General features: G+C 43.8%; 26 protein-coding genes. 1 reads left to right on the top strand and 25 read right to left on the bottom strand.

Annotation, left to right across the window (positions count from 1 at the left end; genetic code table 11):
- Position 1 precedes the first annotated feature (1 nt).
- The 5 genes from CRO04_RS21065 to CRO04_RS21045 all read right to left on the bottom strand — a co-directional run bounded on the left by CRO04_RS21065 (position 2) and on the right by CRO04_RS21045 (position 4108).
- Complete coding sequence (locus CRO04_RS21065) at positions 2-181, bottom strand: FeoB-associated Cys-rich membrane protein (protein ID WP_097006218.1); 180 nt, start codon at positions 179-181, stop codon at positions 2-4.
- Positions 182-196: 15 nt separating this feature from the next.
- Positions 197-850: a potassium channel family protein gene (locus tag CRO04_RS21060; RefSeq protein ID WP_097006217.1), complete on the bottom strand. Its 654-nt coding sequence runs from the start codon at positions 848-850 to the stop codon at positions 197-199.
- A 17-nt stretch (positions 851-867) separates the two neighbouring features.
- The gene (locus CRO04_RS21055) at positions 868-2223 is read right to left on the bottom strand and encodes a TrkH family potassium uptake protein (protein ID WP_097006216.1); all 1356 of its coding nucleotides are present in this window, start codon (positions 2221-2223) and stop codon (positions 868-870) included.
- A gap of 105 nt (positions 2224-2328) precedes the next feature.
- A complete protein-coding gene (locus CRO04_RS21050) occupies positions 2329-3375 on the bottom strand; it encodes an LCP family protein (RefSeq protein WP_097006215.1) in 1047 nt (348 codons plus the stop codon).
- Between the two features lie 79 nt (positions 3376-3454).
- Positions 3455-4108 carry an HAD family hydrolase gene (locus CRO04_RS21045; protein ID WP_097006214.1) on the bottom strand — a complete coding sequence of 218 codons (654 nt, stop codon included), beginning with the start codon at positions 4106-4108 and terminating at the stop codon, positions 3455-3457.
- Between the two features lie 141 nt (positions 4109-4249).
- On the opposite strand from CRO04_RS21045, the gene CRO04_RS21040 reads away from it, so the two are divergent.
- Positions 4250-4435 carry a hypothetical protein gene (locus tag CRO04_RS21040; RefSeq protein ID WP_097006213.1) on the top strand — a complete coding sequence of 62 codons (186 nt, stop codon included), beginning with the start codon at positions 4250-4252 and terminating at the stop codon, positions 4433-4435.
- 24 nt (positions 4436-4459) lie between these two features.
- Here the strand turns inward: CRO04_RS21040 and CRO04_RS21035 are convergent, their stop codons facing one another.
- From CRO04_RS21035 to ftsZ, 20 genes are all read right to left on the bottom strand, one after another.
- On the bottom strand, positions 4460-6361 hold the full coding sequence (locus CRO04_RS21035; protein WP_097006212.1) for a PTS fructose transporter subunit IIABC: 1902 nt from the start codon (positions 6359-6361) through the stop codon (positions 4460-4462).
- Positions 6361-7278 carry a 1-phosphofructokinase gene (gene pfkB / locus CRO04_RS21030; protein ID WP_097006211.1) on the bottom strand — a complete coding sequence of 306 codons (918 nt, stop codon included), beginning with the start codon at positions 7276-7278 and terminating at the stop codon, positions 6361-6363. The genes CRO04_RS21035 and pfkB overlap by 1 nt, the downstream gene beginning before the upstream one ends.
- Positions 7279-7534: 256 nt before the next feature.
- Positions 7535-8389 carry a MurR/RpiR family transcriptional regulator gene (locus CRO04_RS21025; RefSeq protein WP_097006210.1) on the bottom strand — a complete coding sequence of 285 codons (855 nt, stop codon included), beginning with the start codon at positions 8387-8389 and terminating at the stop codon, positions 7535-7537.
- Positions 8390-8461: 72 nt separating this feature from the next.
- Positions 8462-9208 (bottom strand): DMT family transporter, encoded by a 747-nt coding sequence (locus CRO04_RS21020; RefSeq protein WP_097006209.1) that lies wholly within the window; start codon positions 9206-9208, stop codon positions 8462-8464.
- 31 nt (positions 9209-9239) lie between these two features.
- On the bottom strand, positions 9240-10409 hold the full coding sequence (locus CRO04_RS21015) for an SAM-dependent methyltransferase (RefSeq protein WP_097006208.1): 1170 nt from the start codon (positions 10407-10409) through the stop codon (positions 9240-9242).
- Between the two features lie 28 nt (positions 10410-10437).
- Complete coding sequence (locus tag CRO04_RS21010) at positions 10438-11028, bottom strand: 4'-phosphopantetheinyl transferase family protein (RefSeq protein ID WP_097006207.1); 591 nt, start codon at positions 11026-11028, stop codon at positions 10438-10440.
- Between the two features lie 16 nt (positions 11029-11044).
- Positions 11045-11692, bottom strand: coding sequence for an MBL fold metallo-hydrolase (locus tag CRO04_RS21005; RefSeq protein WP_097006206.1), 648 nt, complete (start codon positions 11690-11692; stop codon positions 11045-11047).
- Between the two features lie 190 nt (positions 11693-11882).
- Entirely contained in the window at positions 11883-13181 is a 1299-nt protein-coding gene (eno, locus tag CRO04_RS21000; RefSeq protein ID WP_097006205.1) for a phosphopyruvate hydratase, read from the bottom strand.
- 19 nt (positions 13182-13200) lie between these two features.
- The gene (locus tag CRO04_RS20995) at positions 13201-14841 is read right to left on the bottom strand and encodes an FAD-dependent oxidoreductase (RefSeq protein WP_097006204.1); all 1641 of its coding nucleotides are present in this window, start codon (positions 14839-14841) and stop codon (positions 13201-13203) included.
- A 12-nt stretch (positions 14842-14853) separates the two neighbouring features.
- Entirely contained in the window at positions 14854-15417 is a 564-nt protein-coding gene (ahpC, locus tag CRO04_RS20990) for an alkyl hydroperoxide reductase subunit C (protein ID WP_097006203.1), read from the bottom strand.
- A gap of 226 nt (positions 15418-15643) precedes the next feature.
- A complete protein-coding gene (locus tag CRO04_RS20985) occupies positions 15644-15886 on the bottom strand; it encodes an RDAC family protein (protein WP_097006202.1) in 243 nt (80 codons plus the stop codon).
- Positions 15887-15894: 8 nt separating this feature from the next.
- Positions 15895-16986, bottom strand: a complete 1092-nt coding sequence (trpS, locus tag CRO04_RS20980; RefSeq protein WP_097006201.1) for a tryptophan--tRNA ligase — start codon at positions 16984-16986, stop codon at positions 15895-15897.
- A gap of 67 nt (positions 16987-17053) precedes the next feature.
- On the bottom strand, positions 17054-19492 hold the full coding sequence (locus CRO04_RS20975; RefSeq protein WP_097006200.1) for a homocysteine S-methyltransferase family protein: 2439 nt from the start codon (positions 19490-19492) through the stop codon (positions 17054-17056).
- Positions 19493-19523: 31 nt separating this feature from the next.
- The gene (locus CRO04_RS20970; RefSeq protein WP_097006199.1) at positions 19524-20165 is read right to left on the bottom strand and encodes a vitamin B12 dependent-methionine synthase activation domain-containing protein; all 642 of its coding nucleotides are present in this window, start codon (positions 20163-20165) and stop codon (positions 19524-19526) included.
- A 72-nt stretch (positions 20166-20237) separates the two neighbouring features.
- A complete protein-coding gene (gene metF / locus CRO04_RS20965) occupies positions 20238-21095 on the bottom strand; it encodes a methylenetetrahydrofolate reductase [NAD(P)H] (protein ID WP_097006198.1) in 858 nt (285 codons plus the stop codon).
- Positions 21096-21180: 85 nt separating this feature from the next.
- Positions 21181-22050: a protease modulator HflC gene (gene hflC / locus CRO04_RS20960; protein ID WP_097006197.1), complete on the bottom strand. Its 870-nt coding sequence runs from the start codon at positions 22048-22050 to the stop codon at positions 21181-21183.
- Positions 22047-23024 (bottom strand): FtsH protease activity modulator HflK, encoded by a 978-nt coding sequence (gene hflK, locus CRO04_RS20955; protein WP_097006196.1) that lies wholly within the window; start codon positions 23022-23024, stop codon positions 22047-22049. The genes hflC and hflK overlap by 4 nt, the downstream gene beginning before the upstream one ends.
- A 227-nt stretch (positions 23025-23251) precedes the next feature.
- On the bottom strand, positions 23252-24181 hold the full coding sequence (locus CRO04_RS20950) for a hypothetical protein (protein WP_097006195.1): 930 nt from the start codon (positions 24179-24181) through the stop codon (positions 23252-23254).
- A gap of 17 nt (positions 24182-24198) precedes the next feature.
- On the bottom strand, positions 24199-24525 hold the full coding sequence (locus CRO04_RS20945) for a hypothetical protein (protein ID WP_097006194.1): 327 nt from the start codon (positions 24523-24525) through the stop codon (positions 24199-24201).
- Positions 24526-24589: 64 nt separating this feature from the next.
- Complete coding sequence (gene ftsZ / locus CRO04_RS20940) at positions 24590-25903, bottom strand: cell division protein FtsZ (protein ID WP_097006193.1); 1314 nt, start codon at positions 25901-25903, stop codon at positions 24590-24592.
- Between the last annotated feature and the right edge of the window lie 47 nt (positions 25904-25950).

Below are 25950 nucleotides of genomic sequence, written 5' to 3'. Positions count from 1 at the left end.
CTTAATCCTTGTTTTTCCTGCGGCTTTTCCTTCCCGTACCGCATCCCGCACAGTTTTCGCAGCCGCCGGATCCGCATCCGCCTCTGTTCCTTAAAACACTGCGGACTGCAAAAAATACCAGAACCAGAAGTATCACTAATATTATAATTGTCGCCCAGTTTTTCACCAGCCAAACTGACATAATACCTCCAAAATTCTACTTCAAATCTTTCAATATATTATCAATATGTTCTCTCCTGCCAATTACCATTAAATGCTCCTGTGCCTGGATCTGATAATCTGCAGGCGGCATAAGCTGCGCCCTGCCATCCCGTTTAATTCCCAGTACGCTGATATGATAGCGGTTTCTGATATCAACTTCCCGAATGCTTTTATGCACCCATTCCGGAAGAGGTGGAATCTCATAGATGGAATATTCAGGAGTCAGTTCAATGTAATCAAAGACATGGTCTGTGCTGTATCTGACGGCAGTCTTTTCTGCAATATCACGGTCCGGATAGATTACTTCATCTGCTCCGTTTCTTAAAAGAAACTTCGCGTGAATATCCCTGTTTGCCTTGCTGATAACCCTTCTGCCTCCCAGCTCCTTTACCAGGCTGGTGATTTCAAGGCTGCTTTGAAAATTCGTGCCGATGCAGACAAAGCAGATATCAAAATTAGAAATGCCAAGGCTCCTTAATACGGCTTCATTGGTGCAATCGCCAATCTTCGCACTTTTCACATAGGGGAGCAGATCTTCCAAACACTCCTCCTTCTGATCCACGATCATAATATCATTTCCAAGACTGGCCATATTAATACAAAGATGATGTCCAAACCGGCCAAGACCGATAATTAAAATTGATTTCATGAATATACCCCTTTCCTTTATCCTACGTTAATTGCTTCTGCGGGCTGTTCCACATGAGCGATTCTGTGATTTTGTACAAAAGCCAGTGCAAACGATAAACTGCCAATCCTTCCGCAATACATAAGCAGTATAATAATCACTCTGGAAAATGTGTTTAACTCTCTGGTAATTCCGGTTGTCATTCCTACAGTACCAATAGCAGAAAATGCCTCAAATAATATATCTGAAAAGCCCAGAGACTGATTTGCCATAATAACAAGAGCAGCAAAAAGCGCAAGGAAAAGATTAATGGTCAATATTGTTCCCGCCCGTTTTATGGCCTCATCCTGCAGACGTCTGCCAAATACATTCACCCCATAAGACTGCTTAATATTAGAGTGAACACACATAAGAAGTACAAACACGGTAGTCGTCTTAATACCTCCGGCAGTAGAGCCGGGACTTCCGCCGATAAACATCAATATGATAGTAAGAAGCTTGCTGCCATCTGTTAAAGCATGTGTATCAGTCGTATTAAATCCCGCCGTTCTGGCTGTCACGGAACTGAATAGAGAGGTAAGTATCTGACCGCTTGTATTCATGCCCACCAAAAGGTTATTTCTTTCCAGCAAATAGAAAAGCATTGCTCCTCCAAACAAAAGAATGGACGTAGTAACCAGTACAATCTTCGTATGGAGCAGGTATTTTTTTAAATGAAATTTATTTTTATAGATATCGTCCCATACAATAAAACCAATACCTCCAATAATAATCAGGGTCATAATAACCAGATTAACCAGCCAGTCATCATAATAAGAAACGAAAGAATTATAAGGTTCTATGTTTCCCATTAAGTCAAATCCCGCATTACAAAAAGCTGATACAGAATGAAAAATACCATAAAATACGCCTCTTAAAAATCCATACTGCGGAATAAATCGAATGGCTAGTAAAACTGCCCCTGCGCTTTCAAAAATAAAAGTTCCTTTTAATATTCTTTTTGCCAGCCTTACCACTCCTCCAATCTGAAGAGTATTCACGCTTTCCTGTAAAAGACCTCTTTCCCTTAGACCGATTTTACGCCTTAGAACGATGGAAATAAATACTCCAACCGTGACAAAACCAAGTCCGCCGATCTGTATCATCGCCATGATTACAATCTGTCCGAACAGTGACCACTGCGTCCATGTATCCCGAACGACGAGACCTGTAACGCAGGAAGCGCTTGTTGCAGTAAACAGGCAATTAAGAAAATTCTCCGACTGCCCATCCTTGCTGGAGAAAGGAAGCATCAAAAGAAGTGTTCCTGCCAAAATAATAACTAAGAAACCATAAGCCAGATACTGAGTCTGGCTCACATTCCACTTAAAACGTTTGTTTCGTTTTTTATCCATGATAGTGCTGTTGCCCTTCCCTTTCTTACGGCTAATTCCATCAGCATAGTATAGCACATTTTTTTCTGAAGGAAAAGGTTTGATTTTAACATCTTATAGGTAAAATTATCTCCTGTTTTTCACATTAATCTGAATCTGCCTGCTTGTTTTTTTTACAAGCTCCGACGGTTCATACTGTTCTTCATCAAACAAGAACTGATGAAGACGCTTTACATTCTCCTCCAGATTCACGGGTATGACACAATCCCTCTTGTTAATTCTGGCATCTGCAAGCTTTGAAGGAAATCCTTCTGTCTCAGTAAGATGGAATCTTTTTATATTTTTTAAAATAGGAAGCATATCCTTCATACCCACGCTGGTGGATATCTGGTGAAGTATGGCATTCGCCAGCCGGTTTAAAGTCGGCAGATCCGCCTCTCTCGCTTTTTTCAGCGCCAGATTGGCTACTGTTCTCTGTCTTTCCGTACGCTTGAAATCCGTATCCATCTTTCTGAGTCTGGCATAGGCAACCGCCTGAACTCCGTCCAGATGATTAGGTCCCTCCTTTTTTAAATGATGGGACCCCACACCGGTTGATTCTACTGTCTCTGTGATAAATCCATTAATTACACGGAATTCGTCATGGCTGATATCTACATCGATTCCTCCAAGTATATTAATTGCATCTGCAACCGCTTTCCAGGTGAAAGAAGCATAATCATCAATGGCAATATCCAGGTTGTCCGTTAAAGCCTTCAGTGCCTGTGCAGGACCACCGTTAAAATACGCCTCATTAATCTTATCATAGCGTCCCATATCATTCACCCTTAAATAAGTATCCCGGTAAACCGAAACTGCCCTTATTTCTCCTGTTCCCAGATTTATATTAAACAGCATCTGCATATCGGATCTGGTCCCTTTTCCCAATGTTCCATTTCTGGAATCCACGCCAAATACAGCCACCGTCCAGTATCCCTCCATTTTTTCCTGGGTTTCTATGCTGATGTTTGTATTTTGGATTTCAGGCATTTTCACTTCCGGTTTTTCGATTTTGGGCATTTGTTTCGGCAAATGCGCCATATTCCATGCATACCCTATCATTGATCCGATTAAGGAAGCCCAGACAGAAGCTATGATTACAAGTCCCCACTTTAATAAATTTGATTTTGCCATGTTTCCTCCATCCTCTTCAAGAAAAAAAGAAGAGATTCATTTACGTATCTCTCCTTAAATTTTCCATGAAATCGGATTTTTATTCAAAAACATGACGAATCTCATCCGGGTGGGAAATGATATATCTGGGGTGAAATGCTTCCAGCTCCTGCCGGTCCCTGAATCCCCATGTAACACCTACCGTATCCATACCTGCATTCGTACCGGTCTTCATATCTGTATTGGTATCTCCAAAATAGAGGCACTGGGAAGGCTGCAGCTTAAAGCGGTTCGCCATTAAAAAAGCTCCTGCAGGGTCAGGTTTCACTTTAATTCCATTCCCTTCTCCGATGATCTGGTCAAAATAATTCTTTCCGTAGACAGACTCCACGCATTCTACCGCCCGTTCATGACCTTTATTGGTCAGGACGCCGATCTTTATTCCTTTATCTTTCAGAAAATCCAAAAATTCAGACATGCCTTCATATGCCTTCACCTTATAAAGGCAGTTTTCACGGAACGTCTTTTCATATATCTGAAGTGCTTCCTCATAGTGGACCAGATCTTTATCCCCGGAATAAAGGAGTGCCCTTTCTACCAGCTTGCGGTAACCATCGCCTACAAACAGCTTGGTATGGTCTTCATCCACCGGAGCATATCCAAAGCGGCCCATAGTAAGGCTGATGCTGTGAGTCATGGACTGTATGGTATCAATGATGGTTCCGTCTAAATCAAATATACAGCTTTTATACATATTCTGCCTCCTTATCTGCTCTTCCTGTAAAAATTGTACTATCTGCCCCGGTTTTTAGCAATACTTTTCCGCATATTTGGTATAACCTGTCTGCATCCGTTCATACTTTTCATATCCCGGATAATAAGACAGGAGCATTTTATGAATAATCATATGAGATACTGGGCAATCGGAATGATTTTAGGATTTGCGATCCTGCTGATTGCCGTATTTACAGCCGCAAACTGGTACAAAATCAAAAAAGCAGCCCCGCAAAGTCTCCCCTCTGTTGAAGTCAACAGGAATTTAGACAACGTGCTGGCAGAGAATCAAACACCCCTGTCATAATTGACAGGGGCATTTTTTACTCTTTTATGATCCGGATTTTAAATTTTTCTTTAAAGCAGCAAGTACAAAACAGCCTGCGACGGAACCGGCAATAATTGCAATCAGATACCCGAATGGATTGCCAATAGTGGGAAGCACAAAGATTCCGCCGTGAGGTGCACGTAATGTACATCCCAGTGCCATGGAAAGTCCGCCTGCTACTGCAGAGCCGATCATACAGGAAGGAATCACACGAAGAGGATCCGCTGCTGCAAAGGGAATTGCGCCCTCAGAGATAAAGGACAGTCCCATAATATAGTTTACCAGACCTGACTGACGCTCTTTTTCTGTAAATTTCTTCTTAAAGAATGTAGTACACAGCGCAATTGCAATGGGAGGAACCATACCGCCTGCCATAACTGCAGCCATAATATCAAAATTACCTTCTGCCAGCTGAGCCGTACCAAATACATAAGCCGCCTTGTTAACCGGACCGCCCATATCCACAGACATCATGCCGCCGACAACTACACCCAGTATAATTTTGCTGGTACCGCCCATTCCGTTTAACAGACTGGTGATTCCATCGTTGATGGCACCCACAAACGGATTAATAAATGTGGTCACAACAGCAACAAGAAATATACCAAGAAGCGGATAAAGAAGAACCGGCTTAATTCCCTCTAAAGACTTCGGAAGCTTTTTAAATGCATTCTTTAAAAACAGTACAATATAACCGCCGATAAAACCAGCGAGCAGTGCTCCTAAAAATCCGGAGTTTACGCTTCCGCCTGCAGGATTTGCAAATGTGGCGCCCATCTTTGCAATCAGACCACCGACAAAGCCCACTGCCAGACCAGGACGGTCAGCAATACTCATGGCAATATAACCTGCCAGTACCGGAAGCATCATGCCAAAGGCCTGCTCACCAATTGTTTTTATATAAGCTGCAAGAGGCGTATTTTTACCAAAATTTGAAGGATCAATGGAATAATCATCAAAAAGGAATGCAAGTGCAATTAAAATACCGCCGCCGATAACGAATGGAAGCATATGAGAAACGCCGTTCATCAAATGTTTGTAAACCGAACGTCCCAGCCCCTCCTGTCTGGAGTCATCCTCAGAAGAGGAAGAACCATCATAATGATAGACCGGTGTCTCGCTGCTCACTGCACGTTTAATGAGTTCCTCCCCCTTTTGAATTCCTTCGCTTACAGTTGCCACAACAACCCGCTTTCCATCAAAACGGGACATATCTACATTTTTATCCGCTGCAATGATGATGCCGTCTGCTGCGTCGATTTCCGCTTTTGTCAGAGCATTTCCAACGCCTTCCGCGCCGTTTGTTTCTGCCTTAAGGGAAATTCCCAGCTTTTTGCCTTTCTGCTCTAAGTTTTCAGCCGCCATAAAGGTATGGGCAATCCCTGTTGGGCAGGCTGTTACTGCCAATACACGGTAGCCGCTCTTTGTTTCCTTTTGTTTTGACTTTTTACCAGCTTCCTTCTCATCAATCAGGCGTAAAAATTCTTCCTTTGATCCTGCATGAATCAAGGACTCCTTAAAATCAGGATCCATCAGCAGAGTGGATAATTTGGATAATGCCTCCAGATGGACATCCGCCTCACCATCCGGTGCTGCAATCATAAAAATAATTTTGGATAAAGAACCATCATAAGCTTCATAATCCACTCCATCCGGCACCACAATAGCCGCCAGACCAGGCTCCTTTACTGCTGCTACCTTTGCATGTGGAATGGCAATTCCATCTCCCACCGCCGTGCTGCCGAGAGCCTCTCTTGCAAGAATCCCCTCTTTGTAGGCTGCTTTGTCTTTCAGTCTGCCGGCAGAATTCATCAGTTCCACCAGCTTATCGATGGCTGCTTCCTTACTGGAAACCTTCACCCCAAGCTCCACACTTTCCTTTTTCAGTAAGTCCGTAATCTTCATCAATACCCCTCCTTTAATAATTCTTCATAAAGCTTCATAATATCTTCCTTTGCTGCAAGACCTTGCGAAAATGCGGTCGCACTTCCTGCAGCGCTTCCAAGGCGCAAAGCGTGTTCATAACTGCCGTTTTCCAGGTAACCTGCCACAAAGCCTGCAACCATGGAATCTCCGGCTCCAACAGAATTTTTCACAATTCCGGAGGGTACTCCCATCTGGAATACCTCCCCTTTTTTTGTAATTAACACCGCACCGTCTCCTGCCATGGAAATCAGCACATTTTCTGCACCTTTCTCCTGAAGGAGCTTTCCGTAATGAATTATTTCCTCTATCGTCTCCAGGGTCACTCCGAACATCTCCCCTAATTCATGATTGTTCGGCTTTATCAGAAACGGATGATAAGCAAGCACATTTGAAAGCAGATCACGGGTTGCATCCACCACAATGCGGATTCCCTTATTGTCTAAATACTCCATGATTCTCTCGTAAATATCGTCATCGATCGATCTGGGAATACTTCCAGACAGAATTAAGATATCTCCTTTTGTAAGACAGTCAAGCTTTTCATAAAGCTGATCCACATCTTTTTTTGTTATCTCAGGTCCAATTCCGTTGATCTCCGTTTCTTCCCCGGATTTAAGTTTTACATTAATTCTTGACATTCCATGTTCAACATGGATGAAATCACTTCGAAATCCCAGGGTTCCCACTCTGCGTTCTATCTCGTCTCCGGTAAAACCTGCGACAAAACCAAGTGCAGTATTACCATATCCAAGAGCTGCCAGAACAGTTGATACATTCAGCCCTTTTCCTCCGCAGAAAATGCTTTCCTGCTCCGTTCTGTTGACTGTTCCCAGTGTGAAGTGATCTACCTGAACCACATAATCGAGAGCCGGATTAAATGTTACCGTGTAAATCATATATCACTGCTCCTTCTATATATAAAATTTTATTTCATCCCCTCGTCTATACTATAATACGATTGTTTTATTTCGTCAATACGTTTATATGAGAAATAATATTTCTCGTATCATTTCGTCGCTTTGCACAATTAGTCATAAATTAATCGTATTTTCCCGACCGTTTTTTGTACTATTTCCCCATATTCCATTATTCCCCAAAGAAATCCCAGTCATTCACCCATTACATCAAAAAAAAGAGAACCTCCCGGTTCTCCTATTTTTTATCGTCAGAGATTGCAATTTCATGACGCCGTATATGATCGTGTGAATCCGGTCTGCTGACAGACAGAAAGAGATATAAGATCTCTATCACAGTTGTTGCAGATACTCTGGAAAAACAAAACTCTCCTAAAAGCAGCTTTTCCCTGGTCGCAGTTGTGATGTGATGGTCACAGGCCTGCCCCAGCGGAGAGGAAATATTATTTGTAATTGCAATGGTTGGCACATGGTTTTCCTTGGCTACTGCCACAAGAGTCATAAGCCGTTTGGAAAAACCGGAGTTGGATATGATAATGACCGCATCCTCCGGACCCATGTTGCAGGTATATGCCATCTGAGTTTCCCATATCGTCCCGGATACAGTGGCAATTCCCAGTTGATTGAACTTAAAGGCACCATCAAGTGCGACAGGAATAGTATTGCCAACAGCCACCAGCTGTACGGTTCTTGCCTGTTCCACCACGGATAAGATTTTATCAAGTTCATCCGGATCCATCATGGAAATGGTCTGGGTAAGCTCCGTAACCTTGTTCGCCAGAATATTCTGAAGAGACTGGCCGATATTGTCCCGGCTGATATCATTGGAAATCTCGATAGAGTTGCCCCGTTCCTCAGCCACCTCTTTTGCCAGATTAATCTTTAAATGGTGAAACCCATTAAACCCGCATCGCCTGCAGAATCTGGAAACCGTCGCATCGCTCGTCCCGCTTGCCAGAGCCAGTTCCGCCACTGTCATGTCAATGATTTCACTTTTATTTGAGAGAATAAAATCCGCAATTTTCTTCTCTGCCTCAAAAAAAGAATCATAGGAAGAGCAGAGAACACCGGACACACTTATACTTTCCTGCATATATCGTTACCTCTAATTCATGTAATATTATTTCATCATTATATATGATATGAAATAAAAAGTAAAGCCTGGCTATTCTTTGCCTGATGTCAGCAGAAAAATAGTCGAAATAATACATGCAAATCCAAGCAGATCCAGCATACCAAAAACCGCTTGGGTATCTAAAAAGAGGTGCTTCTCCCATGGGCGGAAAATCAGACTGAGCAGGATTCCGCCAATGAGCATCCCCCAGCCTGCTATCACCATGGAACCATACTTTTTAAGAAGCCTGCCTGGCTGGGTAGTATAAACCGCAAGCGCTGCTGCAGAGCAGAGACCCCAGAAAAGAGCCTTGTCTGAAATCACAAGATTTCCCGGTTTCCCATGAGTTGCCAGTAAAAAAGTACCTGCCATGGCGAGTACCGCCGCCAGAAGCTCGTATCTGCCTGGTATTTTCCCTGCGCGTGCGGATACATAAAGCATAATGAGAACCGGTCCTATGTACTGAAGTACAGTTGCCGTTCCTGCATTAGAATATCCGATTGCCGTAAAATATGTATACTGGCACATGGACATACCCACCATGCCAAAAATCAATAAGTCAGCCCCGTCTTTTTTGCTTTTCCATGGAGCAAAGATCTGCTTTCCCTGTTTTATATAACAGAGAAACAGCAGTAAAATTCCTGCACAAAGGAGGCGTACCGGAACCAGCCAGTCGGAATCCAGTCCCTTTACCTGCAAAAGATACTGCCCGCAGGTTCCTGATATTCCCCATAAAATTCCACCTGATATCGTCAGAATGCTTCCCCGTTTAAGGTGCTGTTTCTCCGTCATCTTCATTGCCTTATTCCTCTTTCGTTACTCTTTTAATTTAATACCACCTGGTCAGGGGCAGATCATTATGAATACCCTTTGACAAAAGAATCTGATGCAGATCAATGATTCCGTTGTGAAAGGTTGCAGCGCAGGCATTCAGATATAAGTCCCACATTCTCACAAATTCCGTACCCATCTTTTTTTCAATCTGATCCCTGTTTTTATTAAAATTCTGATCCCAGTGACGCAGTGTTTTATAATAATGCCGCCGGAGGCTTTCCACATCCAACGTATAAAACTGATGATCACTCAGCAGATTTATCATTTCTCTCAGACTGGGAACCATTCCTCCGGGAAATATATATTTTTTCATCCACGGATCTCCCGGATACTCTTTTAATGCACTGATAAAATGCAGAAGAAAAAGCCCCCCCGGCACCAGCACAGACTCTGCACTTTTGATAAATAAATCGTAATTCTCTCTCCCTACGTGCTCCACCATACCAACACTGACTACCCTGTCAAAAGTTTTGCCGTACTGGGGAAGATCCCGGTAATCCATCAGTTCCACCTTAATACGGTCGGTCAGCCCTAAAATCTCAATCCGATTTTCAAATTCCTTTTTCTGTTCCATGCTCAGTGTGATTCCCACACTTTTAACTCCATATTCCGTTGCTGCACGAATCAGCAGATATCCCCAGCCGCAGCCGATATCCAAAAGTGTCATTCCCTCTTTTAAGTACAGCTTTTTCAGAATACGTTCCACTTTGTTGCACTGAGCTTCATAAAGAGTATCCTGGTCCGTTTTAAAATATCCGCAGGAATAGCTCATGGTATCGTCAAGCCAAAGGCTGTAGAAGTCGTTACCAATGTCATAATGAGAGGCAACTTCTTTTTCCTGGTTCTTTTTGGAAAGAGAAGTAAAAATAAGACCTTTTAGTTTTTTCTGATCTGCTGTAAATGCTGCCATCTGCCCCATAAAATGATCCAGTGCCTGAAATAAATCTCCTTCGATATCCAGTGTTCCCTTCATATAAGCCTCGCCCAGAGCCAGAGACGTGCTGGTCATTAAATCCCTGGTATTGATATCCTCTTTCATGCTAACGGTAAACACAGGATGTCCCCCACCGATCAGATATGATGTTCCGTGAAGTCTTACTTCAAACGGATACTGGTTAAATTTCTGTAAGTACGTAATTATCGATTGATCCGATACAAGTTTCATTGGCTTCCTCCATTCCAGTGATAGACACTTAAATAGATTCTTGCCGTTTCCAACAGATTTTAGTCTCTTGTAAGGTACACAACGATAACATATATTTCTCCTTCAGGCATCGCAAAACCACATGAACACCTGGAACCGAGCATGTAACAGTCCCATCTTCCAAATAAAAAGAAAAATCCGTAAGGGGTATGGTAATCCCCCATCCTTTTGCTTTTACATAACTTTCCTTCAGCGTCCAGATCTTAAAAAAGTAGGCAGTCCGCTCTTTTCCCTTCAGCTTCTCAAACAGCTCCTGTTCCTTTGCTGACATCACTTTTCGTATGATCTTTTCAGAAAAAGGACGGATAAGCTCTGTATCAATCCCCACAGGTTCATCACCAAGCGCACATACAGCCAGTCCATCCGTATGGCTGATATTATGGTAAATGTGAGGATACTCCTTCAGTTGGGGCTTTCCTCTCTCTCCTTTAACAACGGGAAGGGGAATATCTTCCCCGTAAACGATTCCGTATTCCTTCTTTAATCCCTCCCGCAGGAGCATCTCGCCCACCAGATGCTCTTTTTCATGCCTGTTTTCTCCCGCCGTTAGTTCAAATTCTTTCAGATAAATGTTAATCATACGCAAATTCCCCTGTTCAATTATCTGTCCGGATCCAGGTTCTGTTTTCCGCCGGGTTTCCGTGACAGAAATATATCCTTCTTCCACCAAGAGCGCTGATTCTTTCCGCACTTTCTATCATAGCTTCCCGGTCACAGTAAATCATGGGAAGACCGGGGTAAAATAAGTTCATAAGAGCGTCTCCCACAAATACGGCCCGTTTCTCCAGTTCCACCCCCACAGAGCCTCTGGTATGACCGGGAAGTTCCAGAACCGTTCCGTCTATGCCATATTCATCAAGCCTGTCACCTTCTTTTAAAAAGATATCAGGCGTAAAATCTAAAATCACCGAATCCTTAAAATTCTTTACAGCAACTTCGGCAACCATCATGCCCAAAAGTCCCTGATAGGAAACCGGATCCTTAAAATTATCTTTCAGAATACCCACATCACTTTTATGGATAGCCAGAGGGGCTTTCAGCTCTTTTGAAAGAAATGCTGCATTCTGTACCTGTTCTATATGGCCATGAGTCAGAATGATCAGCTCCACCCTGTTTTTTTTACACTGATTAAGAATCTTTTCTTCAAAGCCCTTTCTTCCGGTATCGATCAGAATGGCTCTGCCTTTTTTTTCTATCAGATAGCAGTTCTCGCTTCCGCATCTGATTCTTTTTATCTCCGCCATCTATCCTTCTCCCACCTGCTCCGCGCTAATCGCGGGTATCACTGTTTATTCTATTGGAAAAGGACGTCTGATATTCCACCAGTTTCATTAGCATACCATTTATTTTCCCATACATCAAACATTTTCATCAAAATACGAAAAAATGACCTGCCGGACTTTTTTGCCAGGCAGGTCTTCTCTATCTTTTTATTTATGATCGGCGGATATGAAATGCATCCATTCCCGGATAAACTGCACTTTCTCCCAGTTCTTCTTCAATCCGAATCAGCTGGTTGTATTTTGCAACACGCTCACTTCTGCTTGGAGCTCCGGTTTTAATCTGACAGGTATTTAAAGCCACTGCCAGATCCGCAATCGTGGTATCCTCCGTCTCACCGGAACGGTGGGAGGCAATGGCGGTATAGCCTGCACGGTGAGCCATCTTAATGGCTTCCAGAGTCTCTGATACCGATCCAATCTGATTGAGTTTAATGAGAATGGAATTTCCGCATCCCTCTGTAATTCCCTTTTTCAGACGCTCCGTATTAGTTACAAATAAATCATCTCCTACCAGCTGGATCTTGCTTCCCAGCTCTTTTGTCAGTAACTTCCAGCCTTCCCAGTCCTCTTCATCCAGTGCATCTTCAATGGAATAAATGGGATATTTGTCACTAAGCTGTTTCCAGTGTTCAATCAGTTCCTCTGAGGTATAGTGCTTACCTGATTTCGGCAGGACATACTGACCTTTCCCATCTCCTTTCCATTCGCTTGATGCAGCATCCATGGCAAGTACAAAATCCCGTCCCGGTTCATATCCCGCTTTTCTCACCGCTTCCAGAATCAGCTCGATGGCAGCTTCGTCACTTTCTAAGTCCGGAGCAAATCCGCCTTCGTCTCCAACGGAGGTTGCAAGTCCCTTCGCCTTTAAAATAGATGCAAGACAGTGGAAGACCTCTGTACACCAGCGCAAACCTTCCTTAAAGCTTGGCGCGCCTGCCGGCATAATCATAAATTCCTGAACATCTACGGTATTGGCTGCATGAGCACCGCCATTTAAGATGTTCATCATGGGAACAGGAAGTCGGTTTCCTGTAATACCGCCTAAAAACCGGTAAAGTGGAATTCCCATGCTGACTGCTGCTGCTCTTGCACATGCAATGGATACTGCAAGAATGGCATTGGCTCCCAGTCTTGATTTGTCCGGCGTTCCATCCGCTGTAATCATCGCCTGGTCAATACCATAGATATCAGATGCATCCATGCCAACCAGAGCATAATGAATCACAGTATTAATGTTGTGAACCGCATTTAAAACACCTTTTCCGCCATAACGGGTCTTATCTGCGTCTCTTAACTCCAGCGCCTCGAATTCGCCGGTAGACGCTCCGCTGGGTGCGGCTCCCATAGCAATGGTACCATCTGCTAAATGTACCTCTGCCTCTACAGTAGGATTCCCTCTTGAGTCAATAATTTCTCTTCCAATGACCTTTTCAATTTCCAGATAATTCATCATGATTTCTCCTTTTCTTTTATATGCTTTCCAGAATGGTCAGAACCTCCTCTACGGATTTCTTCCCAAATTCTACGATCTCATCATTGATAATCATGCAGGGAACACTCATAATCTGATACCGCTTCTTTAATTCCGGGTAATAAGCCAGATCATAAGTCCAGACCTTAACATTCCTGTTGCCTGCCGCAATTCTTCCTGCCGACATAACTGTGGTGGGGCACATGGTACAGGATAACGAAACCGCGATCCGGATATTAAACTGTTTGTTAATCCGTTGTATCCGGTCCGTATCTTCCGGAGAAAGAGACTGCCCCGGTCCTGCCGCATTATAAAGCCCAATTACAAAAGAATTAAATTCATGGCCTCCGGGAATCCCAAAAAAACGAATTCCTGTTTCCGTTCCATCTTCTCTTAAAACACACAGGGCAGGAAGTGTTTCATCCGGCTCCGTCTTATCCGATACCTGTTTAGTAATCCCCTTCACATGATCGGATATCCCCGTCAGTTCCTCCAGAAAGGATTCCATCTCAGCTGCCAGCTGGCTTTGATCCAGAAGAGCCTTAACAACAATTTTGTTCTGAAATTTTTGAAACAGATCCTTAAGCTGATGTCTCATCCCGGAACTGATAAACAGCTCTCCTTCCGTTTCTTCCAGACGTTTTGTGTCCTCACTGCTGTGTATTTCCTCCGATGCCGGCTCCCGTGGGGACAAATTCAGTTTTTCATAAACCTCAGCCACATATTTTTCTAAGGAGGTAGCAGCAACTGCACCATCGGAAACAGCTGTAACTACCTGTCTTAGATTTTTAACACATACATCACCGGCACCATACACTCCAGGGATTTTAGTCATCTGATTCTGGTCGGTGATGAGATATCCATGGCTGTCAAGCTCCAGCTTCCCTTTTACCAGCTCTGTATCCGGTACATAGCCCGCAAATACGAATATGCCAAAGGATTCACCCTCAGCTGCCTCATAATTCCATTCTTTTCCGGTTTTATTATCCAGAAAACGGGCAGATCGCAATAACCGGTCGCCTTCTGCTTTAACAATCTCAGTCTGATAATGTACCTCGATTTTTTCATGATTCCTGGCCTTATCAGCTACAGTGGCAGCACAGGTGAAATCCTCTTCCCTTACAATGATGATAACCTTTTTTGCATATTTGGTAAGAAATACCGCTTCTTCCGCTGCTGCAAACCCACCACCAATTACAAAAACATCCATTCCGGTAAAAAATTCACCGTCGCAGGTCGCGCAATACGCCACTCCTCTGCCCTTATATTCTTTCTCCCCTGCAAACCCCAGCATTCTGGGGTTTGCACCGAGAGCAAGTACAATTCCAAGTGTCTGGAAATCACCTTTATCGGTCCTTACAAGCCGGATATCCCCGGAAAAATCGAAATCTGTCACTCTGGCCATTTGAAATTCAGCGCCAAAGCTTTGTGCCTGTTCACGCATCTTTTCTGTCAGCTCTGTTCCGTCTGTTTTTTCGATGCCAGGATAATTCACGATTTCCGATGTGATGGTAATCTGACCGCCGATTTTTTCCTTTTCAAGAACCAGAACCTTAAATCTGGCCCTTGCTGCATATATGGCTGCTGAGAGGCCTGCAGGACCTGCGCCTACAATGATTACGTCATAAAGTTCAGCCATAGGATACCACCTTTACAAAAGCCCAACTAAATCCAGGCTGGGCTTTAAGGTTTTCTCCCCTGGTTTCCATTTTGCAGGACAAACTTCATCTCCGTGCTTTGCAACGAACTGGGAAGCCTCCACTCTGCGGAACAGTTCCTCTGCGTTACGTCCCACATTGCCGGCAATCACCTCATAGGCTACGATTACACCTTCCGGATTCACAACAAAAGTTGCTCGTTCCGCCATTCCTGAATCCTCAATCAGTACATCAAAGCTTCTTGCCAGCGCTCCTGTCGGATCTGCTAGCATGGGATACTTAATCTTTTTGATGGTCTTTGAAGCATCATGCCATGCTTTGTGTACAAAATGGGTATCACAGGATACGCTGTAGATTTCACAGCCCGCCTTTTTAAAATCCTCATATTTATCTGCAAGATCTTCCAGTTCCGTTGGGCAGACAAATGTAAAATCTGCCGGATAGAAAAAGAATACGGACCACTTTCCCAAAACGTCCTTTTTTATTACTTCCTTAAATTCTCCATTTATAAAACTCTGTACTTTAAAATCACTAATCTCTTTTCCAATGAATGACATACAATCTATCTCCTTTCCTGTTGGCTATACCCGATTAATATGGCTTATTTCAATTAAATTTATGAGTTAGTCGTTCCTAATTCATAATACAATCATAGCATAGATTTCCAGAAAATTCAATAAACAATATTGATAATAATTATTATTTTATTTTTAAAGTACAAAAAGCCGGAGAAGCCAAAAGAATATTCTCTTTGCAGCCACTCCGGCATTCCAGTTTCCGGAGCTAACTCATCCAGAAGTTCTTATTATCCGCACTGTACTCTAACCGGAAACGCAAGTTTCCAAAATATGCTTCCAGTGTCTGGTAAAGCACCTGATACTGCTCTGAGCCATTGCTATCACTGAGTGATTCAATGGAGCAGGATTGTTTCCCACAGGCATCTCTTAAATGAATCTTAAATTTTAGCCCGCTGTCTTTTAAAAGCTGGTTGCATTCCAGTATTTCACTGATTGATACAATCTTCATGACTGTCTCTATTCCTTCTCCTGAAACCGCTTTGCCTGTTCACCGATCAGTTCCATATCATCAAAATAGTTGATCTTCATGGCTTCCTTCACGTCTTTTAAGGTATCAGCAGCCACCGCTTCCGCTTTCTGGCTTCCCTCTTTTAAGATCTGATATACGTAAGGAATATCCGCTTCGTATTCTTTTCTTCTTTTTCTGATGGGTTCTAACTCGGCCTGAAGTACGCTGTTTAAAAATCTCTTTACCTTCACATCCCCAAGTCCGCCTCTTTGATAGTGCTCTTTCAGCTCATCAAGATTCTTGTAATCCGGTAAATATTCTTTAAAATCTTCTTCCCTGCTGAATGCGTCCAGATAGGTAAATACCGTATTGCCTTCCACTTTACCAGGATCAGAAACCATAAGGTGGTTAGGGTCGGTGTACATGCTCATCACTTTTTTCTTAACCTCTTCCTCTGAATCGGATAAGTAAATACAGTTTCCAAGTGATTTGCTCATCTTTGCCTTGCCATCTGTTCCAGGAAGCCGTAAGCATGCCTGATTATCCGGAAGAAGGATGTCAGGTTCTACCAGCGCCTCTCCGTAAACAGAGTTGAATTTACGCACAATCTCCCTCGTCTGCTCGATCATAGGCTCCTGATCTTCTCCAACCGGAACAGTCGTTGCCTTAAAAGCTGTAATATCGGCTGCCTGGCTGATGGGATACGTAAAGAAGCCCACAGGGATGCTGGTTTCAAAGTTTCTCATGGCAATCTCTGATTTTACAGTAGGATTGCGCTGAAGCCTTGAAACAGTTACCAGATTCATATAATAGAAGCTAAGCTCTGTAAGCTGTGGTATCTGAGACTGGATGAACAACGTACTCTTACTGGGATCCAGTCCGCATGCAAGATAATCCAGCGCCACCTCGATAATGTTCTGACGGACTTTTTCCGGATTGTCTGCATTGTCCGTCAATGCCTGGGCATCCGCAATCATAATAAAAATCTCGTCAAATTCGCCGGAATTCTGCAGTTCCACCCTGCGCCTCAGCGAACCCACATAATGTCCGATGTGAAGCTTTCCGGTGGGTCTGTCCCCCGTTAAAATAATCTTTCCCATTTTGTACCTCCAGATATATTATCAAGTTTTATTGTACCATTCATTCGATATTTGTCAATGAGGCACCTTATTTTACTTCAAATATATCCTCGGCATAATTGACGGATGCCATGGCATCCCTGCAATACCGGTCCGCACCGATTGTAATGGCATATTCCTTCGTAAGGACCGCACCTCCCACCATCACTTTCACAAAAGGCGCCTCTTTACGAAGCTGCCGGATGGTCTCTTCCATACTGGGAACCGTGGTTGTCATGAGGGCGCTTAACCCCACCAGTTTCACATTCCGTTCTACAGCAGTCTTAACAATGGTTTCAGGAGCAACGTCCTTTCCCAGATCAATCACCTCATAGCTGTAATTTTCCAAAAGCACCTTTACGATATTTTTTCCAATATCGTGGATATCTCCTTTTACCGTAGCCAGTATCACCGTTCCCTTTTTCTTCTCCTTAGCACCGCTTAGGGCAAGCCGTTCCTTAATTACACCAAAAGCGGCTTTTGCCGCCTCCGCACTCATCAGAAGCTGTGGGAGGAATACCGTTCCCTTTTCAAACCCTTTTCCAACCTCATTGAGAGCAGGAATCATCTCTTCCTGAATGACCGTAAGAGGTTCACTGTTTTTAAGAAGCTCAGAGACTGCTGTAAATGCTCGGTCTTTCAATCCTTTTTTAATACTTTCCTGTAAGGAGAGATCATTTCTTTTGTCCCCTCCTGCCTTTAAATCTCCTCCCTGTCTTTTTGTTTCACCAAGAACAGTCACATTACCACTGTAGGTACTGATATAAGTGCTGCACTGGGGATCCAAGTCTGCAAGAACACAGTAGCTGTAATACGAACGCATCATAGCCTCTGAATTGGGATTGATTATGGCGGCGTTTAACCCGTTCTGCAAAGCCATTGTAAAGAATGCAGCATTGACAATTTCTCTCTGGGGCAGTCCAAAGGATATATTGGATACTCCAAGAATGGTCTTCCCTCCCAGTTCATCCCTGACACGTCTCACCGTCTCAAGAGTTGTAAGAGCTCCTTTGCTGTCTGAGCTGACTGTCATGCATAAAGCATCTATGATGATATCCTCTTTCCCAATACCGTATCCAGCTGCCGTATCATAGATTTTTTTTGAAACAGCAATTCTTCCTTCCACAGTTTCCGGGATCCCATCCTCATCGAGAGCCAGTGCTACCACAACACCCCCATACCGCTTAACAAGCGGAAAAATGGCGTGCATAACCTCTTTTTTACCATTGACAGAATTGATCAGCGGCTTGCCGTTATAGATTCTCATGGCCCGTTCCATGGCGGACATATTGGAAGTATCAATCTGTAACGGAAGATCAATGATGCTTTGCAGTTCTTTCACCACTTCTTCCATCATTGATGGTTCATCAATTTCAGGAAGTCCTACGTTCACATCCAGAACATGAGCCCCATTATCCTGCTGAAGCACTCCTTCTTTTAAGATATACTCCAGATTGTGATCCTTTAATGCCTGCTTAAATTTGGATTTACCGGTAGGATTGATCCGTTCTCCAATGATAACAGGATTCCTGTCTATCACAACAGCCTGTGCATAAGAGGAAATGACCGTACGGTGTTTTTTCTCAGGAATTCTGACCGGATAATCCTTACACAAAGCCACCATCTTTTTAATATGCTCCGGTGTGGTTCCGCAGCAGCCTCCGATGATGCAGGCACCAGACTGGGCAATTTCCTTCATCGCTTCAGCAAATTCATCCTCATCAATATCATAGACCGTCTTCCCGCCTTCACTTCTCGGCAGACCTGCATTGGGATTGACAATGACAGGAACAGAGACCACCTTCATGATATCCTCTAAAATCCCCTTCATCTGAACAGGTCCAAGTCCGCAGTTAATTCCCAGTGCATCCACACCCAGGCCTTCTAAAAGAGCCACTGTTGACTCCACATTTCCTCCGGTTAACAGCTTCCCCTTATCATCAAAAATCATCGTTACAAACACTGGAAGACTGCTATTGTCTTTTGCAGCAAGAACTGCCGCCTTTGCCTCATAGCTGTCGCTCATGGTTTCAATGAGTATCAGATCCGCGCCTTCCCGGACACCGATTCTTACGACCTGGGAAAACAATTCATAGGCTTCTTCAAAATCAAGGTCACCCAAAGGCTTTAGCAGCTTGCCGGTGGGACCAATATCAAGAGCAACCGCTCCCTTTTTTCTCCCTTTAGGATAAACAGCCGTATCCACTGCCTGCCTCGCATTCCTCATTGCAGCCGTCACAATGTGTTCTAAGTCAAATTCCTTATGCTGATTAAATTTTAAACCATTTGCCCCGAAAGTATTGGTTTTAATCAGATCCGCACCTGATTCCAGATAATCTCTGTGAATCTTCACAATTAAATCGGAATGAGTTATATTCCAGGTCTCCGGAAGCTCACCGGGCTTTAAGCCGCCGGCCTGTAAAAGGCTGCCCATTCCGCCGTCAAAAAAAAGGATTCTCTTTTTCATTTCCTCTAAAATCGCTGTCATACATTCCTCCATCTGCATCCGGATTCTTTCCCTATCTCCGGTATGCACAGTCCGTTTTTTTGCAGGATTCACACCCTTTTATCTCACACCGGTAAGGCTTTTTACTGACTCCCATAACCGCCGTTACGGATTTTGAGGGTGTCATAAGCAGGCTTTCCGTGAGCATGATGCCGATCCGTTTCGGCGTTTCCAAAACGGCGGTAATCTCTCTTTGGCATTCCAGTGAAAAATCACCGTACCCCGGGCTGAATCTTGGTCTTAAGTAATAGCCTTTCGCCTCATATTCCTGTTTCAGCCTGCGGTTTTCTTCATCGCAGTATTCTTCAATCACTGCAGCTGCAGCTGCCTGCATGATGACTGCCCTGCTCATCTGAAGTCTGGTGTATTTGTGAAGCAGCACATCCACTCCGGTTCCCAGTGTTGCTGCAAACAACAGTACTTCTTCACAATCCGCCAGATTCTTGCTTAGATTCCGGCTCTTCGTACGGAAAACTGTGAAATCTATTTCATAATCAGGAAGCAGCCTTAAGGGATATGACCGGAAAATGCTTTTCGGTGACGCAGCAGCCAGAAGTTCTTTTAAAACGTCTTCAATCAAAGCATTTACCTGTTCATCGCCTTCCCTGTTCCCATATCCTAAATATCTCAGAATCTCTTTCCGGCTGATCTCCATCCATATTCCTCCCATCATTCCTGATAAAACAGGTCCGGATCTTTAACAGAAACGGACCTGCTGCCTGACGGATTACAGTATCTCCGAAAGATTTTCCTTGATCTTTAATGCAACATCCGGCTTATTCATAGAATAAACATGGATGGCATTGACACCATTTGCAATCAGATCAATGATCTGCTCCGTTGCATACGCGATTCCTGCCTGCTTCATAGCTGCAGGATTATCCCCGAACCGGTCAACAATAGCCTTGAAGCGGGAGGGCAGATAGGTCCCGGAAAGCTGGCAGCTGCGTATGATCTGCTTTACATTGGTTACAGGCATAATACCTGCAACGACCGGCACCGTAATTCCCTTCTCCCGTATCCGGTATAAGTAATTATATAAAATATTATTATCGAAAAACATCTGGGTGGTTACAAAATCACAGCCCGCTTCCACCTTCTGCTTTAAATAATCCATATCAATGGTCTTATTTGCGGATTCCACATGGCCCTCCGGATAACAGGCGGCACCGATGCAGAAATCACCGGTCTCCTTTATCTCCCTGATCAGCTCTGATGCGTAGCTGTATTCCCGTTTCACCGGTGCATCGGCAGGAATGTCTCCTCTTAATGCCAGCACATTCTCAATCCCTGCTTCCTTTAACTCTCTAAGAACCTGGCGTACCTTTTCTTTGGTAGAAGAAACACAGGTTAAATGGGCCAGAGCCGTAACATGGTAATCATGATGAAGCGCAGAAGCGATATCTACGGTATACTTACTGGTTCCTCCGCCTGCGCCGTAGGTTACACTCATAAAGGCAGGTTTCAGTTTTGCTATCTCAGCAGCAGCTTTCTCAACAGAATCATACTTATCCTCTGTTTTAGGCGGAAACACTTCAAAAGATAAGGTGGGCTTTCCCTGGCTCAATATATCGGTAATCTTCATTCTGTCAATCTCCTATCCTCTGCTTCTTTTATTTTAACACTTTACCATAAAAAACTATTTCCCGCAACAGGCAGTATTCCTAATTTTACTGTCCTGTAAATATCCTGGCAAGCGGAGAGCTTTCTGGAAGAATTAACGTATTCTCATTTCCGGCAAGAGAAGTCCTTGCAGCTTCCAAAGACCGAACAAAAGAATAAAAATCTGTTCTTTGAGGATCATGATAAGCTTCCGCCATAATTCTCATATATTCCCCTTCTCCTTCAGCTGTGATTGATGCAGCCTTTGCCTGGGCATCGGATATGCTGATGGCGATCTCACGGTCGGTTGTATTTTGTATCTTTTTTGCCTCCGCCTGGCCTTCTGCCGTAAATGTAGCCGCGATCTTATCACGTTCCGAAATCATTCGCTCATAGACAGCTGTCTTATTATCTGCGGGAAGATCCAGCCGTTTCGTTTCCACTGCCAGAAGGCGTACGCCGTACTGCACCATATTGTCCCCTGCATTCTCCATAATTGCCTGTGACAGTTCTCCATCCCGGCCGCTGATTACTTCATTCTGGGCCATACTGCTGATCACATTCTTCACAGAATTATAAACCACCGTATCAATTCTGCTCTCAGCGCTTATAACCGATGAATTTAACGACTGGGCAAATTTTAACGGGTCTTCGATCCGCCAGAGAACATAACTATCGCTGAGCATTGTCTTTTTATCCATTGTAATCACATCCGACGCAGCAAGATCGTAAAGCAGAATCTGTTTTGGCAGAGTATATGCGGTCTGGACCAGCGGAATCTTAAAAGAAATTCCAGGTGTGCTGATAACACGTTCCACTCTTCCGAACTGGCGGATCAGCTTATATTCATTTTCATTGGTAACCACAACCGACCCTGTCAGTACAATGAGGACCGCTGCTGTAATCAATATTCCTATGGCTGTTTTTATCTTTTTCATTCCTTATTCTCCTTCTTCTCACTGGTTTCTCCTCCTGTAAAGCTGTCAAGAGGCAGGATGGTACTGGTCTGGTCCGTACCGTCAATAATCACCTTCATGTTGGGAAGAACATCTTCCATGGTTTCATAAAACATTCGTTTTTTTGTCACTTCCGGATTTTTAATATATTCCTGATACATGGCATTAAATTTAGCAACCTCTGCATTGGCCTCATTAATACGTTTTGCTTTGGTGGATTCTGCTTCCTGGAGGATTTGATCCGTCTGGGCCGTTGCCTCCGGAAGTTTTTCATTGCGGTATTTGTTTGCATTGTTGATAGCTGTTTCTTTCCCCTGTTTGGCTGTCTCCACAGCTTTAAACGCTTCCATTACCTCTTTTGTCGGCGGTTCGGAATCCTGTATCGTAACATTAATAACGGCAAGCCCTACGTTATGCTCCGCCAGCTTCGTGGCAATCATTTCCTTTACCTTGGACTGAATCTCATTTTTTCCATTGGTGAGAACGGAATCTACATCGTAGCTGCCAATAACGGTCCGTATGCTGCTTCTCGTTACATTCTTAAGAATAGTCAGCGGTTTCTCAGAAGCGTAGATTGCTTTTATCGGATCAGAGACTTTGTATTCCACAAAGAAATCCACGTTTACAAAATTATAATCCCTGGTTATCATAAGGGAGTCTTCTTCCCTGCTTTCATTGTCACTGGGATCATAGCCTATGGCAAAGCCCTGGATTGTGGTATTCACTTTTTGCACATTCTGTACAAAAGGGATTTTAAAATGAAGGCCCGGCTCTGCAACAGTTCTGGGAATGCCAAGGGTTGTCACCACTGCCTGTTCCTGCTCCTGTACATTGTAAACGGATCCTAATGCTATCACCAGGACCGCTACAGCGATTAAAAGTCCAAATCCGGACTTCTTAAACAGCTTCTGGAATTTTTTAAGCTGTTCCGTTCTTTTCGGGTTAACTGTTTCCATAATTCAAATCCTCTCTTTCTTTTCTTATCACAAAAGAAGTATAAAAAAAGACCTTTGCCAATACCTGACGGTACCAGTAAAAGTCTTGACATTTCATAAGAATGCGGATAAATCTCTTTATCGTTGTGACGCACGCTTATCCATCCTTACGGTGGAAGCTACTCCCTTTTGTGATTGGTATTATTATACCAGATCCATCATTGTCTGTCAATAGTGGGGTCTTCCCGCTAAGTTTCCTGATTTTTAACAGTTTCAGGATTGTTAAATGTCACATAAATCTGTACCCAGTCTTCGTCGACATATAAGTTAATATCAAAGATTCCCTCCAGTATATAAGCTCCATCCTCATAGCTGAGCCTTGACTTTGCCTGTTCCATAATGGAAGGGATGCTGCTTTGTTCCGGCGTAATTCCGTAAGACTCCTCAGTCAGCCTTAAAAACTGCTCTAAGTAAGCCATCGATGCTTCTGTGTCCTTTAAGTAAGACACGTACTGATGCAGTTCCCCTGTCGCCGTATCGTAATTGATATCAACATACTCATACGACGCTTCATCCTGTTCCTCACCATCGGTTGCATCGGTTATGAAATAAACACTTTTCACTGTCTCAAAATATGTGACAGGGCCACTGTCCTGATCAATCTCATAATTGTATGAGTTAGTCTCTTCAGAACTGATCTGCCAGCCATAGTCTCCTTCTTTCATAAAACTGCTCATAGAATCTGCAATGGCTCTTCCGTCTGCCTCAAAATGATTATAGCCGCTGCATGCTTCTCCTGCAGCAATTACATCTGCTTCCTCTAAATCCCGATATCCGGAGTCTTCATCTCTAACTTCAGTTTCATGAGAATAGGTTACAGCTGCCACAGTGTAACTGACAAGAGCGCCTGCTGCTGAGATAGTTACAAAAAACACGGCCAGTATAACCGGCAATAAATAAGACTTTCTCTTATCTCCCCCTGGCTGGTTCATGACGGGTCTCATTCCCGCCTGCTGACTTTCAGGCTGTACTACAACCGGGTCCACCCCGCTTCTTTTCTCATTTAATAAATAGTTAACTTCCCAGTACACAGGCTTTCTGATAACACGCCTGCACCTGGGGCAGTAATTCACCTCATTCACCGGAAGATCGCAGACCGGGCAAATCTTTTTCATCATCTTTTGTTCCCCCTCCTTCAGCCCAGGACCAAATGAGCTACTGCAATCTCATCATCCTCCCGAAAGCCCTGTGCACATACCTGAATATCATATATATATTTTTCGTTCAGACCTGTTAAACCGGCAATTGCTTCAATGCTCTTTCCTTCTCTGGCAAGAGTCAGTACCTTATGAACATCTTCTATGGTCTTATTTAAAAGTTCGTCAGACTCCGTGGAATAATTAAGTGAATTTCCATCTAAATCCTGATCCGTTATAAAATCTTCCAGAGAAAGTTTCTTTTCCTCTCCCTGCCCTGAATAATAATCCTCTGAAAGCTCCCAGTCCTTTTCATCCTTTATCATCGTAGCACTCCTTTCAAAAACAGGCAGGTTCACGGGAACCTGCCTGCTATGTATCTATTATCTATTATCTTTTATTTCTTAAAAAGTCAGGAATATTAATCTGTACTTCCTTGTTCACAGTCGGACGGTAAGGCTGTCCGTTTCCCTGAGGTGCGTTCTGAGGAGTACCCTGTCCGTAATTTGGCTGTTTATTATAATTGGGATTGCTGTAGTTCTGGCCGCTGTAATTTCCACTGTTCTGGTTGTTAGGATAAGCCTGTCCGGAATAATTATTGGCATTGCCATAGTTCTGGTTAAAGTTTTGATTATATCCTGGATTTGCTGCGGTTGCTGCTGCTTCCTGGCTTCCCGGCTGAGGCGCTGCCTTTGGCTGCTTATAGTTTGGATTGGAGAAATTAGTCATAACCTTGGAAACCGGTGTTTCATGCTGCATATCAAGTCCTGTTGCAATAACCGTTATGCTTGCTTCATCCTGGGCATTCTCATCATACATGGCACCGAAAATAATATTTGCATCATCTCCTGCCATCTCCTGAACATAGCTGGCTGCTTCATTGGCCTCAATCAGGCTGATGTCTCCGGAGATATTAATAATTACATGAGTTGCACCTTCGATGGTAGTCTCAAGAAGCGGACTGGATACAGCCTGTTTCACTGCCTCTATTGCCTTTTCATCACCCTTTGCACGGCCAATACCGATATGTGCGATGCCTTTATCTGTCATAACCGTCTGAACATCTGCAAAATCCAGATTAATCAGCCCTGGTACATTAATCAGGTCTGTAATTCCCTGTACTGCCTGCTGAAGTACTTCATCCGCTTTCTTCAAAGCATCAGGCATCGTCGTGCGTCTGTCCACAATTTCAAGAAGACGGTCATTGGGGATCACAATCAGTGTGTCCACACTTTCCTTTAAACGTTCAATACCTGAAGTTGCATTGGTCATACGTGTCTTAGCTTCAAAACGGAAGGGCTTTGTTACAACACCTACAGTTAAGATTCCCATATCCTTCGCAATCTTAGCCACTACAGGAGCTGCCCCGGTTCCGGTTCCGCCTCCCATACCACATGTAACGAAAACCATATCTGCACCCTTCATGACCTGAGCCAGCTCGTCCGCATTCTCTTCCGCTGCCTTTTCGCCAATCTCAGGCTTAGCACCTGCCCCAAGGCCCTTAGTCAGTTTTTCACCGATCTGCATGGCAGTAGGAGCCTTGCAAAACTGCAATGCCTGCTTGTCCGTGTTAATTCCAAGAAATTCCACACCAGCTATATTCTCATCAATCATGCGGTTCACCGCATTGTTTCCGGCACCGCCTACACCGATTACCAGAATTCTTGCAGCATTATCCGCCTCATTTATCTTAATCTCTAACAAGATTATATCCTCCTTTAACCATATACAGCTTACTGTATAAACCTATT

The sequence above is a fragment of the Lacrimispora amygdalina genome (assembly GCF_900205965.1).
Lineage (GTDB): Bacteria > Bacillota > Clostridia > Lachnospirales > Lachnospiraceae > Lacrimispora > Lacrimispora amygdalina_A.
Note: the sequence above shows the minus strand (reverse complement) of the source record. Positions and strands in the feature narration are given on the sequence as shown.

Coding starts and splice junctions, on each gene's coding strand:
- CRO04_RS20995 (WP_097006204.1), bottom strand. CDS start 14,841: ATGGCTGAACTTTATGACGTAATCATTGTAGGCGCAGGTCCTGCAGGC.
- CRO04_RS21065 (WP_097006218.1), bottom strand. CDS start 181: ATGTCAGTTTGGCTGGTGAAAAACTGGGCGACAATTATAATATTAGTG.
- CRO04_RS21040 (WP_097006213.1), top strand. CDS start 4,250: ATGAATAATCATATGAGATACTGGGCAATCGGAATGATTTTAGGATTT.
- pfkB (WP_097006211.1), bottom strand. CDS start 7,278: ATGATTTACACGGTAACATTTAATCCGGCTCTCGATTATGTGGTTCAG.
- hflK (WP_097006196.1), bottom strand. CDS start 23,024: ATGGAAACAGTTAACCCGAAAAGAACGGAACAGCTTAAAAAATTCCAG.
- CRO04_RS20945 (WP_097006194.1), bottom strand. CDS start 24,525: ATGATAAAGGATGAAAAGGACTGGGAGCTTTCAGAGGATTATTATTCA.
- CRO04_RS21015 (WP_097006208.1), bottom strand. CDS start 10,409: ATGAAACTTGTATCGGATCAATCGATAATTACGTACTTACAGAAATTT.
- CRO04_RS20985 (WP_097006202.1), bottom strand. CDS start 15,886: ATGAAGATTGTATCAATCAGTGAAATACTGGAATGCAACCAGCTTTTA.
- CRO04_RS20950 (WP_097006195.1), bottom strand. CDS start 24,181: ATGATGAAAAAGATTTGCCCGGTCTGCGATCTTCCGGTGAATGAGGTG.
- CRO04_RS20970 (WP_097006199.1), bottom strand. CDS start 20,165: ATGGAGATCAGCCGGAAAGAGATTCTGAGATATTTAGGATATGGGAAC.
- CRO04_RS21020 (WP_097006209.1), bottom strand. CDS start 9,208: ATGAAGATGACGGAGAAACAGCACCTTAAACGGGGAAGCATTCTGACG.
- eno (WP_097006205.1), bottom strand. CDS start 13,181: ATGAATTATCTGGAAATTGAAAAGGTCATTGGAAGAGAAATTATTGAC.
- CRO04_RS21005 (WP_097006206.1), bottom strand. CDS start 11,692: ATGGCGGAGATAAAAAGAATCAGATGCGGAAGCGAGAACTGCTATCTG.
- CRO04_RS21050 (WP_097006215.1), bottom strand. CDS start 3,375: ATGGCAAAATCAAATTTATTAAAGTGGGGACTTGTAATCATAGCTTCT.
- CRO04_RS21060 (WP_097006217.1), bottom strand. CDS start 850: ATGAAATCAATTTTAATTATCGGTCTTGGCCGGTTTGGACATCATCTT.
- CRO04_RS21045 (WP_097006214.1), bottom strand. CDS start 4,108: ATGTATAAAAGCTGTATATTTGATTTAGACGGAACCATCATTGATACC.
- CRO04_RS21055 (WP_097006216.1), bottom strand. CDS start 2,223: ATGGATAAAAAACGAAACAAACGTTTTAAGTGGAATGTGAGCCAGACT.
- ahpC (WP_097006203.1), bottom strand. CDS start 15,417: ATGTCATTCATTGGAAAAGAGATTAGTGATTTTAAAGTACAGAGTTTT.
- CRO04_RS21025 (WP_097006210.1), bottom strand. CDS start 8,389: ATGCAGGAAAGTATAAGTGTGTCCGGTGTTCTCTGCTCTTCCTATGAT.
- metF (WP_097006198.1), bottom strand. CDS start 21,095: ATGAAGATTACCGATATATTGAGCCAGGGAAAGCCCACCTTATCTTTT.
- trpS (WP_097006201.1), bottom strand. CDS start 16,986: ATGGGAAAGATTATTTTAACGGGGGACAGACCCACCGGAAAGCTTCAC.
- CRO04_RS20975 (WP_097006200.1), bottom strand. CDS start 19,492: ATGACAGCGATTTTAGAGGAAATGAAAAAGAGAATCCTTTTTTTTGAC.
- CRO04_RS21035 (WP_097006212.1), bottom strand. CDS start 6,361: ATGAAGATTACGGACTTACTGAAAAAGGAAAGTGTGGAGCTTGGGGTG.
- CRO04_RS21010 (WP_097006207.1), bottom strand. CDS start 11,028: ATGATTAACATTTATCTGAAAGAATTTGAACTAACGGCGGGAGAAAAC.
- hflC (WP_097006197.1), bottom strand. CDS start 22,050: ATGAAAAAGATAAAAACAGCCATAGGAATATTGATTACAGCAGCGGTC.